The sequence below is a fragment of the Pandoraea sp. B-6 genome (assembly GCF_000282835.1).
In the GTDB taxonomy this organism is placed as follows: Bacteria; Pseudomonadota; Gammaproteobacteria; order Burkholderiales; family Burkholderiaceae; genus Pandoraea; species Pandoraea cepalis.
In genome coordinates, this window is the sequence record NZ_KB290537.1 from 3,750 (window position 1) to 19,007 (window position 15,258).

The 15,258-nt window shown below is 63.9% G+C and carries 12 protein-coding genes; all 12 read left to right on the forward strand.

Going from position 1 to position 15,258, the window contains the following annotated elements; genetic code table 11:
* On the forward strand, nucleotides 1-538 hold a 538-nt coding region (locus A985_RS29370; RefSeq protein WP_232424649.1), incomplete at its 5' end, for an ATP-binding cassette domain-containing protein.
* Between the two features lie 317 nt (nucleotides 539-855).
* The gene (locus tag A985_RS0116045) at nucleotides 856-4,617 is read left to right on the forward strand and encodes a nitrate reductase subunit alpha (protein WP_017234417.1); all 3,762 of its coding nucleotides are present in this window, start codon (nucleotides 856-858) and stop codon (nucleotides 4,615-4,617) included.
* Nucleotides 4,614-6,140, forward strand: coding sequence for a nitrate reductase subunit beta (narH, locus tag A985_RS0116050; protein ID WP_017234418.1), 1,527 nt, complete (start codon nucleotides 4,614-4,616; stop codon nucleotides 6,138-6,140). The genes A985_RS0116045 and narH overlap by 4 nt, the downstream gene beginning before the upstream one ends.
* A 1-nt stretch (nucleotide 6,141) precedes the next feature.
* The gene (gene narJ / locus A985_RS0116055; protein WP_017234419.1) at nucleotides 6,142-6,867 is read left to right on the forward strand and encodes a nitrate reductase molybdenum cofactor assembly chaperone; all 726 of its coding nucleotides are present in this window, start codon (nucleotides 6,142-6,144) and stop codon (nucleotides 6,865-6,867) included.
* A 24-nt stretch (nucleotides 6,868-6,891) separates the two neighbouring features.
* The gene (narI, locus tag A985_RS0116060) at nucleotides 6,892-7,575 is read left to right on the forward strand and encodes a respiratory nitrate reductase subunit gamma (protein ID WP_017234420.1); all 684 of its coding nucleotides are present in this window, start codon (nucleotides 6,892-6,894) and stop codon (nucleotides 7,573-7,575) included.
* A 73-nt stretch (nucleotides 7,576-7,648) separates the two neighbouring features.
* Nucleotides 7,649-8,452 carry a peptidylprolyl isomerase gene (locus tag A985_RS0116065; RefSeq protein WP_017234421.1) on the forward strand — a complete coding sequence of 268 codons (804 nt, stop codon included), beginning with the start codon at nucleotides 7,649-7,651 and terminating at the stop codon, nucleotides 8,450-8,452.
* A 10-nt stretch (nucleotides 8,453-8,462) separates the two neighbouring features.
* Complete coding sequence (locus A985_RS0116070; protein WP_017234422.1) at nucleotides 8,463-9,731, forward strand: nitrate/nitrite transporter; 1,269 nt, start codon at nucleotides 8,463-8,465, stop codon at nucleotides 9,729-9,731.
* 82 nt (nucleotides 9,732-9,813) lie between these two features.
* Entirely contained in the window at nucleotides 9,814-10,725 is a 912-nt protein-coding gene (locus A985_RS27120) for a LysR family transcriptional regulator (RefSeq protein WP_017234423.1), read from the forward strand.
* A 187-nt stretch (nucleotides 10,726-10,912) separates the two neighbouring features.
* The gene (locus A985_RS0116080) at nucleotides 10,913-12,055 is read left to right on the forward strand and encodes a porin (RefSeq protein ID WP_017234424.1); all 1,143 of its coding nucleotides are present in this window, start codon (nucleotides 10,913-10,915) and stop codon (nucleotides 12,053-12,055) included.
* A 25-nt stretch (nucleotides 12,056-12,080) separates the two neighbouring features.
* Complete coding sequence (locus tag A985_RS0116085; protein WP_017234425.1) at nucleotides 12,081-13,451, forward strand: aromatic acid/H+ symport family MFS transporter; 1,371 nt, start codon at nucleotides 12,081-12,083, stop codon at nucleotides 13,449-13,451.
* A 38-nt stretch (nucleotides 13,452-13,489) separates the two neighbouring features.
* Nucleotides 13,490-14,170 carry a DUF4286 family protein gene (locus A985_RS27125; RefSeq protein ID WP_017234426.1) on the forward strand — a complete coding sequence of 227 codons (681 nt, stop codon included), beginning with the start codon at nucleotides 13,490-13,492 and terminating at the stop codon, nucleotides 14,168-14,170.
* Between the two features lie 46 nt (nucleotides 14,171-14,216).
* Nucleotides 14,217-15,245 carry a zinc-binding dehydrogenase gene (locus tag A985_RS0116095; protein WP_017234427.1) on the forward strand — a complete coding sequence of 343 codons (1,029 nt, stop codon included), beginning with the start codon at nucleotides 14,217-14,219 and terminating at the stop codon, nucleotides 15,243-15,245.
* The last annotated feature ends 13 nt before the right edge of the window (nucleotides 15,246-15,258 follow it).

The window sequence follows — 15,258 nt, forward strand, 5'->3', positions numbered from 1 at the left end:
CGCCGGACTCTATCTCCCGCAGCACGGCCAATTGCTGCGCGACGGCGCGTCAACGCCGTGGGCCGATCTGCGCACGCTGGCCACACTGATTCCGCAGGAAGCCGAAGTGTTCGAGGCGAGCGTGGAGGAGAACCTGACGTTTGGGGAACCGGCCGACGCGCAGTCCGTGCAGGCCGCCGTGCATGCGGGGGCATTCGACGATGTCCTCCAGCATCTTCCTGAGGGCCTGGCCAGCACGCTCAACGAGCGCGGCGGCAACCTTTCTGGCGGTCAGCGACAACGGCTCGCGCTCGCGCGGGGCGCGCTGGCAGCGCGAGGGAGTTCGCTATTGCTGCTCGACGAACCGACCAGCGCGCTCGACCCGCTAGCCGAGGCACGGGTATTCGATCGCCTGTATGAAGCGTTCCCGAACGCCTGCATCGTCGCGTCGGTGCACCGGCCGAGTCTGCTCGATCGTTTCGACACCCTCGTGGTCATGGACGGGGGACGCGTTGTCGACGCCGGCCCGCGCGACGAGGTGCTGGCCCGACGGACCTAGTCCAAAGCGCTATATCAGCAAGGATATAGCGCTTTGCGCCGCCATCCGGGCGGGCAACGTCAAGCAGACACGGGGCACGGCTTATATAGCACTACAAGAAATATCGACACGTGTTGAGCCAACGCAAACCTTCGATGCGACGCGCTTTACGTGACGCAGGCGAAGGAGAATAATCGCCTCGTATTCGAAGACCCGACTGCGCAGTCGTTGCCTTAAGCCGGCGGGAACCGCCCCCCAACACTTCGGAATCGTGTGGCGTTCCCGCTTTCGCTCGCCTGTCGGCGCAGTCTTGCGCCGACTCATGCCAGGGAAACGCCATGAGTCATTTCGTTGACCGTCTTCGTTTTTTCACGTCTTCACGTCCCCAGTTCTCCGAGGGGCACGGCGCCACGACCGATGAAGACCGCCACTGGGAAGACGCTTACCGTCAACGCTGGCAATTCGACAAGATCGTGCGCTCGACGCATGGGGTCAATTGCACCGGGTCCTGCTCCTGGAAGGTGTATGTCAAAGGCGGCATCGTCACCTGGGAAACGCAGCAGACCGATTACCCCCGCACACGCCCCGACATGCCGAACCATGAGCCACGTGGCTGCTCGCGCGGCGCATCGTACTCCTGGTATCTCTACAGCGCCAATCGTCTCAAGTATCCGCTCGTGCGCAGCGCACTCGTGTCGCGCTGGCGCGACGCGCGCAAGTCGCTCGCGCCGGTCGAGGCGTGGGCCTCCATCGTGGAAAACGAGGCGTCACGCCGTGCCTATCAGGCCCGTCGCGGCCTCGGTGGCTTTGTGCGTGCCTCGTGGGACGAGGTCAATGAGATCGTTGCCGCCGCCAATGTCTACACGGTCAAGCGCTATGGCCCGGATCGCGTCACCGGCTTTTCGCCGATTCCGGCGATGTCGATGGTGTCGTATGCCGCGGGCGCGCGTTATCTGTCGCTGATTGGCGGCGTCTGCCTGAGCTTCTACGACTGGTACTGCGATCTGCCGCCGGCCTCGCCGCAAACGTGGGGCGAGCAGACGGACGTGCCTGAGTCGGCCGACTGGTACAACTCGACGTTCATTGTGATGTGGGGCTCGAACGTGCCGCAGACGCGCACGCCGGACGCCCACTTCATGACCGAGGTGCGCTACAAGGGCACCAAGATCGTGTCGATTTTCCCCGACTACGCGGAAGGGGCGAAGTTCGGTGACCTGTGGCTGCATCCGAAGCAGGGCACCGATGCCGCGCTGGCGCTCGCCATGGGACACGTGATCCTCAACGAGTTTCATCTGGCCGGCAAGAGCGATTACTTCATCGACTACTGCCGACGCTTCACGGACATGCCGTGTCTCGTTCGGATGGTCAAGCAGGGCGACGGCTACGTGCCGGAGCGCCAACTGCGCGCGGCCGACTTCGACGGCGCGCTGGGCCAACCGCACAACGCCGACTGGAAGACGGTCGTGATCGATGAGCTGAGCGGTGATTTCGTCGCGCCGGTCGGCTCGATCGGTTATCGCTGGGCACAGGGCGACGACGCCAACCAGGGGAAGTGGAACCTGCGCGAAGAGGGCCCCGATGGCAAGCCCATCCAGCCGTGCCTCACGCTGGTGAAGGGCCACGACGAGGTCGTGCCCGTGCTCTTTCCCTATTTCGGCAACCAGCCTCATGCGCATTTCACCTGCACGTCGCACGCCTCCGTGCAGCGCCGCAATGTCGGTGTGCGCCGCATCCAGACCACCGAAGGCGAAGTGCTGGTGGCAACCGTCTACGACCTGTTCATCGCGAACTACGGGCTCGATCAGGGCCTCGGCGGCGAACACATCGCCCACACCTACGACGACGATGTGCCCTACACCCCGGCGTGGCAGGAAGCGATCACCGGCGTCAAGCGGGAAGACGTGATTTCGGTGGCCCGCCAGTTCGCCGAGAACGCGCACAAGACGCAGGGCAAGTCGATGGTCATCATCGGGGCCGGTATCAATCACTGGTTCCACATGGATATGTCGTACCGCGCGATCATCAATATGCTGGTGATGTGCGGATGCATCGGGAAATCCGGCGGCGGCTGGTCGCACTATGTCGGCCAGGAAAAGCTCCGCCCGCAAACGGGCTGGACGCCGCTTGCGTTCGGGCTCGACTGGCACCGCCCGCCGCGCCAGATGAACGCAACGTCGTACTTCTATGCGCACACGGACCAGTGGCGTTACGACAACAGCGATCCGTCGGGCTTGCTCTCGCCGCTTGCTGATAAGACGCCGTTCCACGGACGCCCCATTGACTACAACGTGCGCGCCGAGCGCATGGGCTGGCTGCCGACGGCGCCTCAACTGCAGACCAATCCGCTCGATGTCGGCCGCTCGCTGCCCGACCCGTCGAAGGCGGGCCAGTATGTGGCGAACGCCCTCAAGGACGGCACGCTGCGCATGGCGTGTACCGACCCGGATCACCCCGACAACTTCCCGCGCAATCTGTTCGTGTGGCGCTCGAATCTGCTCGGGTCGTCAGGCAAGGGGCATGAGTACTTCCTGAAGCACCTGCTGGGCACCACGCACGGCGTGCAGGGCGAAGATATCGGCAAGAGCCACGGTGCCCGTCCGGAAGAAGTCAAATGGCGCGACGAAGCGCCCAAGGGAAAGCTTGACCTGCTCGTGACGCTGGACTTCCGGATGTCCACCACATGCATGTATTCCGACATCGTGCTGCCCACCGCCACGTGGTACGAGAAGGACGATCTGAACACGTCCGACATGCATCCGTTCATTCACCCGCTCTCGGCCGCCGTCGATCCGGCGTGGCAGGCGCGCAGCGACTGGGAGATCTTCAAGGGCATCGCGAAGCGCTTCTCCGAATTGTGCGACGGCCATCTCGGCAACGAGACGGACGTGGTGCTCGCGCCCATCGCGCACGATGCCCCCGGCGAACTCGCGCAACCGTATGAGGTGAAGGACTGGGGCGCGGGGCAGTGTGACCCGGTGCCGGGCAAGACCGCGCAAGGCGTGGTCGTCGTCAAGCGCGACTATCCGAACACCTACAGTAAATTCACGTCGCTCGGCCCGTTGATGGATTCGCTCGGCAACGGCGGCAAGGGCATTCAGTGGGAGACGCACGAGGAGATCGACCTGCTCGGGCAGCTCAATTACAAGGTCTCGGAGGCCGGGGTGTCGAACGGCAGGCCGCGCATCGAGTCGGCGCTCGACGCCGCCGAGGTCATTCTCACGCTGGCGCCCGAGACCAATGGCGAGGTGGCCGTGCGGGCGTGGCAGGCACTCACGAAAGTCACTGGCCTGTCGCACAAGCATCTTGCCGAAGCCCGCGCCGACGAGAAGATCCGCTTCCGCGATATTCAGGCCCAGCCACGCAAGATCATTTCGTCGCCCACCTGGAGCGGGATCGAATCGGAGCACGTGTCGTATAACGCCGGTTACGTCAATGTCCATGAACTCGTGCCATGGCGCACGTTGAGCGGACGTCAGCAGCTCTACCAGGACCATCCGTGGATGCGGGCGTTCGGCGAATCGCTGTGCGTCTACAAGCCACCCATCGACACGGGCAGCTATGCGCACATGCTCGGCCAGCGCAGCAACGGCAATCCCGAAAAGGTGCTCAACTTCCTCACGCCGCACCAGAAGTGGGGCATCCACAGCACCTACACCGACAACTTGCTGATGCTGACCATGTCGCGCGGCGGACCGATCGTATGGATGTCGGAGGCCGACGCGCGCGAGTTGGACATCGTGGACAACGACTGGATCGAGTGCTTCAACGCGAACGGGGCGTTGTGCGCCCGTGCCGTGGTGAGTCAGCGGATTCCAAGCGGGGCCGTGATGATGTACCACGCGCAGGAGAAGATCGTGAATACGCCGGGCTCGGAGATCACCGGCACGCGCGGCGGCATTCACAATTCGGTCACGCGCATCAGCGTCAAGCCGACCCATATGATCGGCGGGGACGCCCAGCTTTCGTACGGCTTCAACTACTACGGCACTGTCGGCTCGAACCGCGACGAATTCCTGGTAGTGCGCAAGATGAATCGTATCGACTGGCTCGACGATACCGCCGACCAGGTGCTCGTGCCCCCGACCGGAGAACGCCAATGAAAGTGCGTGCGCAGATTGCCATGGTGCTCAATCTGGACAAGTGCATCGGCTGCCATACCTGTTCGATTACGTGCAAGAACGTCTGGACGAGCCGCGAAGGCATGGAATACGCCTGGTTCAACAACGTCGAGACCAAGCCGGGCATCGGCTATCCGAAAGACTGGGAGAACCAGAAACGCTGGCGCGGCGGCTGGACGCGCAAGGCCAACGGCAAGCTCGAACCGCTGCAGGGTGGCAAGCTCAAGCTGCTCGCCAGCATTTTCGCCAATCCGCATCTGCCGGAGATCGACGATTATTACGAGCCGTTCACATTCGACTACGGTCATCTGCAGACCGCCTCGGATGCGAAAGCCATGCCGGTGGCGCGGCCGCGCTCGCTGGTCACCGGCGAGCGCATGGAGAAGATCGAGTGGGGACCGAACTGGGAAGAGATTCTCGGCGGCGAGTTCGCCAAACGCTCGCAGGACTACAACTTCGAAGCGGTGCAGAAGGACATCTACGGCCAGTTCGAGAACACCTTCATGATGTACCTGCCGCGCCTGTGCGAACACTGCCTGAACCCGGCGTGTGTCGCATCGTGCCCCTCGGGCTCGATCTACAAGCGCGAGGAGGACGGCATCGTGCTCGTCGACCAGGACAAGTGCCGCGGCTGGCGCATGTGCGTGTCGGGTTGCCCGTACAAGAAGATCTACTACAACTGGCACAGCGGCAAAGCCGAGAAGTGCATCTTCTGCTACCCGCGCATCGAAGCGGGGCAGCCGACCGTCTGCTCGGAGACGTGCGTGGGCCGCATTCGCTATCTCGGTGTGCTGCTCTATGACGCCGACCGCATCAGCGAGGCGGCGGGTGTTGCCGACGAGAAAGACCTGTACGAGTCGCAATTGTCGGTCTTCCTGGACCCCAACGATCCGGCGGTGATCGCGCAGGCCAGGCTCGACGGCGTGCCCGATGCGTGGATCGAAGGCGCCAAGGCGTCACCGGTCTACAAGATGGCGGTCGACTGGCGCATCGCGTTCCCGCTGCACCCGGAATATCGCACCCTGCCGATGGTCTGGTACGTGCCGCCGCTCTCGCCGATCAACGCCGCGGCCAACAGCGGCGATCTCGGCATGAACGGCGCGCTGCCCGACGTGGCGTCGCTGCGCATTCCGCTGCGCTATCTCGCGAATTTGCTGACCGCCGGCGACGAAGCCCCGGTGAAGCTAGCCCTTGAGCGCCTGCTCGCCATGCGCGCGTTCATGCGCGCACGGCACGTCGACGGCGTGCAGGCCGACGACGTGCTGGCCCAGGCGGGTCTGTCCGTCGCTCAGGTGGAGTCGATGTACCGGTATCTGGCGATTGCCAACTACGAAGACCGGTTCGTGATTCCGACTGCCCATCGCGAATACGCCGAGAACACGTTCGACATGCATGGCGAATGCGGTTTTTCGTTTGGCAACGGATGCTCGTCGGGCAACGACACAGGCAACCTGTTCAACCCGGTCAAGAAGAACAAGCGGACCATTCCGATTCAGGAGATTTGAGATGTCCGCCTCCGATACCCCCCTCGGCTTGCAGTGCCGCCTGCTCGGCGCACTGCTGCATTACCCGGACGACGAAGTGGCCCTCGCATTGCCCGAGATCGAGCAGACGCTGCTGGGCAGTCCGCGCATTGGCGGCGCCGCGCGGCGTGAGCTCGACGCGTTCTTTGCCTACTGGCGCGAGCGCGATTTGCTCACGTTGCAGGAGAACTACGTGGCGCAGTTCGACCGTGGCCGCGTGACGTCGCTCTACCTGTTCGAACACGTCTACGGCGAGTCGCGCGATCGCGGGCAGGCGATGGTCGACCTCATGCAGACCTATGAGCGCAGCGGCATCTATCTGGCGCCCGGCGAACTGCCCGACTATCTGCCCGCGTTTCTCGAATACGTCGGGGTCCTGCCGGAGTCGGAAGGCTTGGCGCGTCTGAAGGACATCGAGCATCTCCTGCAGGCCATCGATGCCGGGCTCGCCAAACGCGGATCGCCCTATGCCGGACTCACGCGCGCGCTGCTCTGGCTGAGCGGTGCAACCGCGGCGCAGCGCGAGACGCAGACGCCGCCCGAACACGTCGACGATGCGTCGCATATTCCGCGTGCGGCGGACTACGATGCCATCGACGCCAGCTATCAGGATGCCCCGGTGCGCTTCATGGGCGCGGGCCATCCGAGCGGGCAGGGCAATACCGTCGGTGAACCGATTCAGTTCCATGCGCGCCGTCCCGGGCGCTGAGTTCGGAAAGCAAGGAGTGTGACCATGCAAGCTTTCTTTCATCAGTTTCTGTTTGGCATCTATCCGTACATTTGCCTGACGGTGCTGCTCATCGGCAGCCTGATCCGCTTCGACCGCGAGCAGTATTCGTGGAAGAGCGATTCGTCGCAATTGCTCAAGCACGGCATGCTGCGCCTGGGCAGCAATATGTTTCACTGGGGCGTGCTGGTCGTCGTGGCCGGGCATTTCGCCGGATTCCTGGCGCCGCACTGGCTCGTTTCGCCGTTCCTGAACGCGTCGCAGCACCAGTTGATCGCGATGGTGGGTGGCGGAGCCGCGGGCGTGGTGGCCATCATCGGCCTGACGATCCTCATCGCCCGTCGCATCGGCACGCCGCGCGTGCGTGCCACGAGCCGCACGTGGGACATTGTCATCGTGTTCATGCTCTGGATTCAGCTCGCGCTCGGACTCGGCACGGTGTTGCTCTCCATGCGGCACATGGACGGCGCGATGTTCGAGCAACTGACCGATTACGTGAAAGGCATCGTGACATTCCAGCCGGGCGTGGCGACCTTGCTTGAAGGCGTGCCGCTGACCTATCGCGCGCATATCGCGCTCGGCTTCACGATCTTCCTCGTATCGCCGTTCACGCGCATGGTGCACATCTGGAGCGGTCTGGCGTCCGTGGTCTATTTGATCCGCCCGTATCAATTGGTGCGCAAGCGCTGAGGCGCGGCGTTAATGGTTGCACCTGAACGTCGATAAGCGTCGAATAACGTCCCTACGGCCAAGGACCCTCAACATGCAAACCTTGTTGGCAGATGCCCGCGCGCCGCTGCGCGTGAACGGTGTCGAGATCCCCACAAGCGCCATCGACGAGGCGGCGGCAGAACTTGCCGACGCGCCGATCGCCGGCGCCGATCCGACGGCCGATGCCGAGACGATGGCCCGCTACGCGCTCGCGATCCGCGAGTTGGTGCGCCAGCGTGCCGTCGAGTTGGGGCTGCCCATCGACGCCGACCGGCCCGATGCGATGGCCGATGCGGTGTTCGCGAAGGAAGTCGCGACGCCCGTGGCCACCGCCGAGGAATCGCGTCGTTATTACGAGCAGCATCGCGATCGCTTCACCAGCGGCGAACTGGTGCACGCCAGCCATATTCTGTTCGGTGTGACCGGTCGAGCACCGCTCGCGCTGGTGCGCGCCAAGGCGGAAGAGACGCTCAACGCGATCCTGCAAGCGCCCGACCAGTTCGAAACGATGGCGGCGGAGCGGTCGAACTGTCCGTCCGCGCAGGTGGGCGGGAGCCTTGGCCAGCTCGAGCGCACGAGCTGCGTGCCGGAGTTCGCGCAAGGCATTTTCGGTTCGGACGAGATCGGCGTTCTGCCGCGGCTGATCAAAACCCGCTTCGGCTTTCATCTGGTGCGAATCGATCACCGGGTGCCGGGTGCGCTGATTCCGTTCGAGGCCGTCCAGGACGACATCGCCACGATGCTAACGGCGCAGGTGCGCCTGCGCGCCACGCGTCAGTACGTGCAACTGCTGGCCGCGCAAGCCGACCTGGAAGGCGTGACGTTTGCGAGCGCCGACGGGCCGCTGGTCCAATAAAGGAGAAGGGATGGATATCGCACGCGTTGCCGCATCGCCATCGGTTGCCGGCAATCTGCCCGCGCCGGGCGCCAAGGCGTACTCGGTGTTGTTCGCGAGTACGTTCGCATTTCTCGTCTGTTTCGTGGTCTGGATGATGTTCGGCGTGCTGGGCATCCAGTTGCGCGAGGACCTTGGCCTGAACAGCACAGAATTCGGTCTGCTCACGGCGACGCCGGTGCTGACTGGCGCAGTGATGCGCCTGCCGCTCGGGATCTGGACGGACCGCTTTGGCGGGCGCCTCGTGATGACCGTGTTGCTGGTGACGTGCGCGATTCCCGTGTATGTCGTCAGCTACGCGACGCAGTTGTGGCAATTCCTCGTTATCGGGCTATTTCTTGGGTGCGTGGGCGCGTCGTTCGCCGTCGGTACACCCTATGTCGCGCGCTTCTTCCCGCCGGACAGGCGCGGATTCGCGATGGGCTTTTTCGGGGCAGGCACGGCCGGGGCGGCCGTCAACCTGTTCATCACGCCGAGCTTGGAGGCGGCGTACGGCTGGCGTGCGGTCCCACGCATCTATGCGGTCGTGCTGCTCGTCACGGCAGTGATCTTCTGGCTGGCGTCCGCGCCAGACCCGGGCGCGGGGAAGAAGGGCGGTTCGATCCTGGCGTCGTTCAAGGTTCTGAGCAATGCACGCGTATGGCGGTTGTGTCAGTACTACTCGATCACCTTCGGCGGTTTCACGGCGTTGTCGCTGTGGATTCCCCAGTATCTCAAGGCCGAATACGGCATGACGGTGGTGATGGCCGCGGCCGTGGCAGCCGGCTTTTCGCTGCCCGGCTCGGTGCTGCGGGCGGTCGGCGGCGTGCTCGCCGACAAGTTCGGCGCGCACGCGGTCACGTGGTGGTGCCTGTGGGTGGCTTGGATCTGCCTGTTCCTGCTGTCGTATCCGAAGACCGATTTCGTGATCTACACGATCCAGGGACCGCAAACGTTCCACATCAGCGTATCCGTGGTGGGCTTCGTGATGCTCGCGTTCGTGCTGGGTGCCGTGTTCGCTTTCGGGATGGCCTCGACGTTCAAGTACGTGGCGGACGAGTTTCCCGAGAACATGGGCGTCGTGACCGGTATCGTGGGGTTGGCGGGTGGCCTGGGCGGGTTCCTGCTGCCGATCCTGTTCGGCGCGCTGCTCGACATCGTCAAGATTCGCTCGAGTTGTTTCATGCTCCTTTATGGCGTCGTTTGGGTCTCGCTGATCCTGATTTATATCTCTGAAGTGCGACGCGCGAGGGTGATGTAGGCGGGCAGGGGTGGCGTTCGTGGGCGACGGGAGCGGCTATCTATACAATTCACCTCCATAAGAAGATGAGAGGTATGGAGCGATGGATAGTGTAGAGAACGTGCGAGCGTTCCTCGCGGTGGCCGACATGGGCAGCTTCACCGCGGCCGCGCGCAGGCTCGACGTGTCGGCGCCGGTGGTGACCAAGCGGGTCAGTGCGCTGGAAAAAGAGCTCAAGGTGCTGCTTTTCCAGCGCACCACCCGCAGCCTCACCCTGACGGCCTCGGGACGCGACATGCTGGGCGCAGCGCGCGAATTCCTGGCCGCCTACGAGCGACTGTCCGAACGCGCCGTGGTCGATGAACGCTCGCTTGGCGGGCGTTTGCGCGTCAAGGCACCTGCATCGTTCACTAACCACTTCCTCGGCAGGCTGCTCAACGCGTTCTTCCTGTCTCATCCCAAAGCCAGCATCGAGCTGCAACTGGCCAACCGCGCCGTCGACCCCGTGCTCGAGAACTTCGATTTCGTGATCACGGGCCTGCCCGTGACCTACGAGGGCGTCGAAGCATTCCCCTTGTGTCCGTTCAAGCGCCACGTCTACGCGTCGCCCGATTATCTGGCGCACCAAGGCACCCCCGAGCATCCGTCCGACTTGCCCGGCCATCGCTGCCTGCTCTACTCGTACCAGAACACCGTGCGCACGTGGACGTTTACCGATGCGCGTGCCGGCGACATCCAGGTCACTGTCGACGGTGGCTTCGCGACCAACGACATCGACGCCATGCACAACGCCTGCGTCGACGGCATGGGCGTGGCGATCCTGCCGCGCTATCGGGCGCGCGACAGCGTTCTGGCGGGTCGGCTGGTGCAGATTCTTCCGGGGTTCGGACTACCCGACTACTGGATCAAGGTGTTGCGTCCAGCGAACCATCACAATCCCAAACTGTTCCATGCGCTGCTGGATTTTCTCGTCGAAGGACTGGCGAGGCTGAAGGCGCAAGGGACCGACCTGTGAGCCCCGCCGCCGTATCGCTTGCCTCGCCCTGAGGGCGCAGCGCGATTATTTCCAAATCGCGTGTTCTGAACTTCCACTCCGCTGCTATGTCTGCGCGCCCCGTTCGGCCATGATCTGGCCGACCGGTGTACGGCATGCCCGATGCCCGGCGACATCCGACAGAAAATAAGAGATATAGGAGACAACCTTGAAGCACTGGATCGCTTGTCTGCCGCTCGCGGCATGCTCGCTGAGCGCGTTTGCGCAAAGCAACGTCACACTCTATGGCGCGGTCGACGCCGCCATGACCTACGTGAACAACACTGGCGGCAGCTCGGCCTGGCAGGCCGCGAGTGGCGGGCGCGCCGGTGACAAGTTTGGCTTGCGGGGTGTCGATAATCTCGGGGGTGGCCTGTCGGCCATCTTCACGCTCGAAGCCGGCTTCAACATCATGAACGGCACCGCGCAACCGGCCAACACGTTGTTCGGACGTCAGGCGTTCGTCGGTCTGTCCGACGCGCGACTCGGTACGCTGACCATCGGTCATCAGTACTCGATGACCAACGACTACTTCGTACCGCTGTCCACCTCGTTCATGTTTGCCGGGGGACTTGGCGCGACGTTGGGCGACATCGACGGCTCGTGGAACTACAACAAGATCAATAACGTCGTCAAATACGAGAGTCAGACCTACGGCGGTCTGAAATTCAGCACGATGTTCTCGTTCGGGAATGCGGCGGGCGATTTTGCCAAGGACCGGACGTACGGCGCAGGCGCTTCGTACACGAGCGGTGGCCTGTTGATCAGCGGTGCGTACATGAACATGCGCACCCCCGGCACGTCGATCTTCGGCGCGACGAGTGCGGCACAGCCCGGTGCCGCCTATAGCAACCCGGTCACCAACCCGATCTTCCAGAACTACGTCACGGCCACGAGCCAGCAGGTCGTCGGCGGTGGGGCGAAATACACGTGGGGTCGTTCGCAGGTCTCGGCCATGTACGAGAACGTGCGCTTTCTCGACATCGTGCGCACTGCGGCCAACCCATCGGCACCGCCCAACGCTGTCTTCAACAACTATCAGATCAACTACGGCTACAACCTCTCGGCGAACACAATGGCTGGCGTCGGTTACCAGTACAGCTTCGCGCCGGGTGGGCATTATCAGTCCGTCGAAGGCGGGGCCGCCTACAATTTCTCCAAGACCACCTACGTTTACGGAATTCTCGTCTGGCAGCACGCAAGCGGGCACGATTCAACGGGCAAGGCCGCCGTGGCCGACATCTTCGGGTTGAACGCGTCGACAACCCCCAACCAATTGGCCGTGCGCGTCGGATTGCGCAAGCTGTTCTGACGATATCGAAGGGGCCTGAACTCGCATGTCAAAGACTACTCATCTTCCGAACGCCCATTCGCCGCTCGATCTTCAGTCGTTCCTCGATGGACGCCGAATGTCGCGGCTGCAGTGGCGCGTCGTCGCCCTGTGCTTTCTGATTGTCGCCATTGACGGCATCGACATCGGACTGGCGGCATACATCGCGCCTTCGGTGCGGCGCGAATGGGGCCTGTCGGTGGCGCAACTCTCACCGATCTTTCTGTCGGCGCTGCTCGGCATGATGGCCGGCTCACTGGTGTTCGGACCGCTGGCCGACCGGCGCGGTCGCCGGCTCGTGTTGCTCGCGTCGGTCGCCACCTTCGGCCTGGCGACGTTGGCGACACTGTTCGCAACGAACGTTACCGAACTGTCGATCCTGCGCTTCGTCGCCGGCGCGGGCATCGGGGGGGCTTCGCCTGCCGCCGTCACGCTCACGGCCGAGTACGCGTCGGGCAAGCGCAAGCTGTCCATCATCACCTTGATGATGTGCGGCAACTCGATGGGGTCCGCCGTCGGCGGCGTGGTGGCCTCGCAGATCATCGATCGGCACGGCTGGCACGCCATGGTGCTCGTGGGTGGCGTGTTGCCGCTGTTGTTGTTGCCGGTCTTGTGGGCGCTGCTGCCCGAGTCGATGCGTTTTCTCGCACTGCGCCGCCCGCATGAGCAGGAGCGCCTCCGCGCGCTTGGACGCCGAATCGCGCCCGATGACGTGACGTTGCAGACGACCTTCGTTGCCCTTGAGACGAAGCCGAGCCGCTCGCCGGTGCGCGAGTTGCTGGTGGCGCCTTATGCGCGCGGCACGTTGCTGTTGTGGGCGACCTTCTTCATGGGACTGTCCGTGCTGTACTTGATGGCAAGCTGGCTGCCGACCATCATCACCAACGCCGGTGGCTCCATGCGCAACGCGGCACTCATCACCGCGCTGTGGTCCATCGGCGGTACGACCGGCGGTTTGCTGCTGGGACGCGTCATGGACAGTGCCAAGCCGACACGCGTACTGGGCGTGGCCTATGCCGTGGCCTTCGTCACTGTGATTTGTGTTGGCCAGACATTCGGCAAAGTTGCCATGCTCGCGCCGCTCGTATACCTGGCGGGTGTTTGCATCAGCGGCACGCAGGTTGGCCTCAACGGCCTTGCGGCGACGTATTACCCGACGGCGAACCGTGCCACGGGCGTGGCCTGGGCGACGGGCATTGGTCGCTTCGGCTCGATGCTGGGCTCCAGCATCGGCGGCATATTGCTCGGTTCAGGCATGGCGTATCCCGTGCTGTTCCTGATCGTCGGCATTCCCGCCTTGCTTGCCGCCTGCTGCATGTTTGCGATGCCACCGCTCCGGCGCGAGCCGGTACCGGTGCTGACGCCCGTGACGCGCTGAACGCGCGGCCCCTTTATCGACAACTGGACAAACGACTCATGGTATTTCCCGGCCCGGCGTTTCTGGCGCTCTGGAATGACGTTGCGCCCCAGCATGCGCAGGAATACAACCGCTGGCACATGCGTGAGCATGTGCCGGAACGCGTCGGCATCGACGGCTTCATCGAAGGGCGACGCTACCGGCACGCGGCGTCGGGGCAACGGGAATACTTCACCGCCTATGGCGTGACGGCTCCCGAAGTGTTCGAGTCGCAAGCCTATCTGAACGTGATCGATGCGCCGACACCGTGGTCTGCCAATATGCGCGACACGTTGACCGACGTTCTGCGGGCGCCGTGCCGCACGCTCGGTTCGGCGGGGCGCGGCACAGGGGGTGCGCTCGCGTGCGTCCGAATTCGCGCCGCAGCACCGGCGGCACCCGCCGTAGCCGAGTTGATTACCGCCTGCGCCGCGCTCGACGGCGCGGTCGCCGCCCACCTGGGGGCGGTCTTCGCCGCGCAGCCGAATGCGTTCGCTCGCTGGACCGCGTCCGAGACGCCTACGCACGTCCTGCTTGTCGAGACGGAAGACCTGCAGGCCGCCGGCACCTTGAGCTCGGCGATTCGTGCCTTGGTGAACGACGCGCTGTCGGTCTCGCAGCCCCCCAGCGTCGACGTGTATTCGCTGATTTTTGCGATTGGTCACGCAGATGTCGACGACTCGCTACGCCGTGCCCGCTGACGCGCCGTCGGCAGTGACAACGAACGATGTTTTCCGGAGTTCCTCAATGAAAGCCCTGCAAAAAGCGAGCGCCGCCTTCGGTCTCGAGTGGCGCGATGTTCCCGAACCCGAACAGCCAAGCGCGCAAGAGGTCATTGTCGACGTGACTGCCGCTGGAATCTGCGGCAGCGACGTTCACATCTACGACTGGTCGGGTGGCTACGATTTCCTGCGAGGCGCGCTCCCGGTGACGTTAGGCCACGAATTCGCTGGCCGCATCGCAACGCTCGGTGCCGACGTCCACACGCTGCGCGTCGACGATGCCGTCTTCGTCATCCCCTCGGTCGAATGCGGCGTCTGCGAGCACTGCGTCGCCGGTCGCCTCGATGATTGCCGCGACCGCCGTGGCATTGGCATGTTGCGCGACGGTGCCTTTGCGCCGCGCGTACGGGTGCCGGCCGCGAATTGCCTGACGTTTCCGGCGGAGATCGATGCGGGTGTCGCATCGCTCGCGGAGCCCCTGTCCATTGGGCTGTCGGCGATCAAGACGGCGGAAGTGCGTGCAGGCGACCGCGTGCTGGTGATGGGCCCCGGGACGATCGGTCAGGCGATCGCGGTGCTGGCGAAGGCCCGTGGCGCGCAGGTGGCGATCGTCGGACATAACGACGCCGAACGCCTCGCAACGGCCCGCGCGCTCGGCATCGACGCGACACTGGATCTCGAGGGGGCGCAAGAAGGCGCCATGCGCGCGACGTTGGGCGGCAGCGAATACGACGTCGTGATCGAAGCGACGGGCGTTGGCGCAGCGGTGCAGGCTGGTCTCGACGTGCTACGTCCGTCGGGCGTATTTGTGGTGTGCGGGATTCACGGCAAGCCGATCAGCTTCGACGGCGCGAAGCTGGTCCGGATGCGCCATCAGATTCGTGGGACCTACCGTGCGTCACGCGCGACCTGGCAAGAGGTGCGCGACTTCCTTATCGCGAATCATGCCTCGCTGGTGCCGATGGTCACGCACCGGCTACCGCTCGCGCAAGCGATCGAGGGATTCGAGATGGCGCGCCGGAAGATTGGGTCCAAGATCGTACTCGTTCCCTGACGCAGGGTGGCAT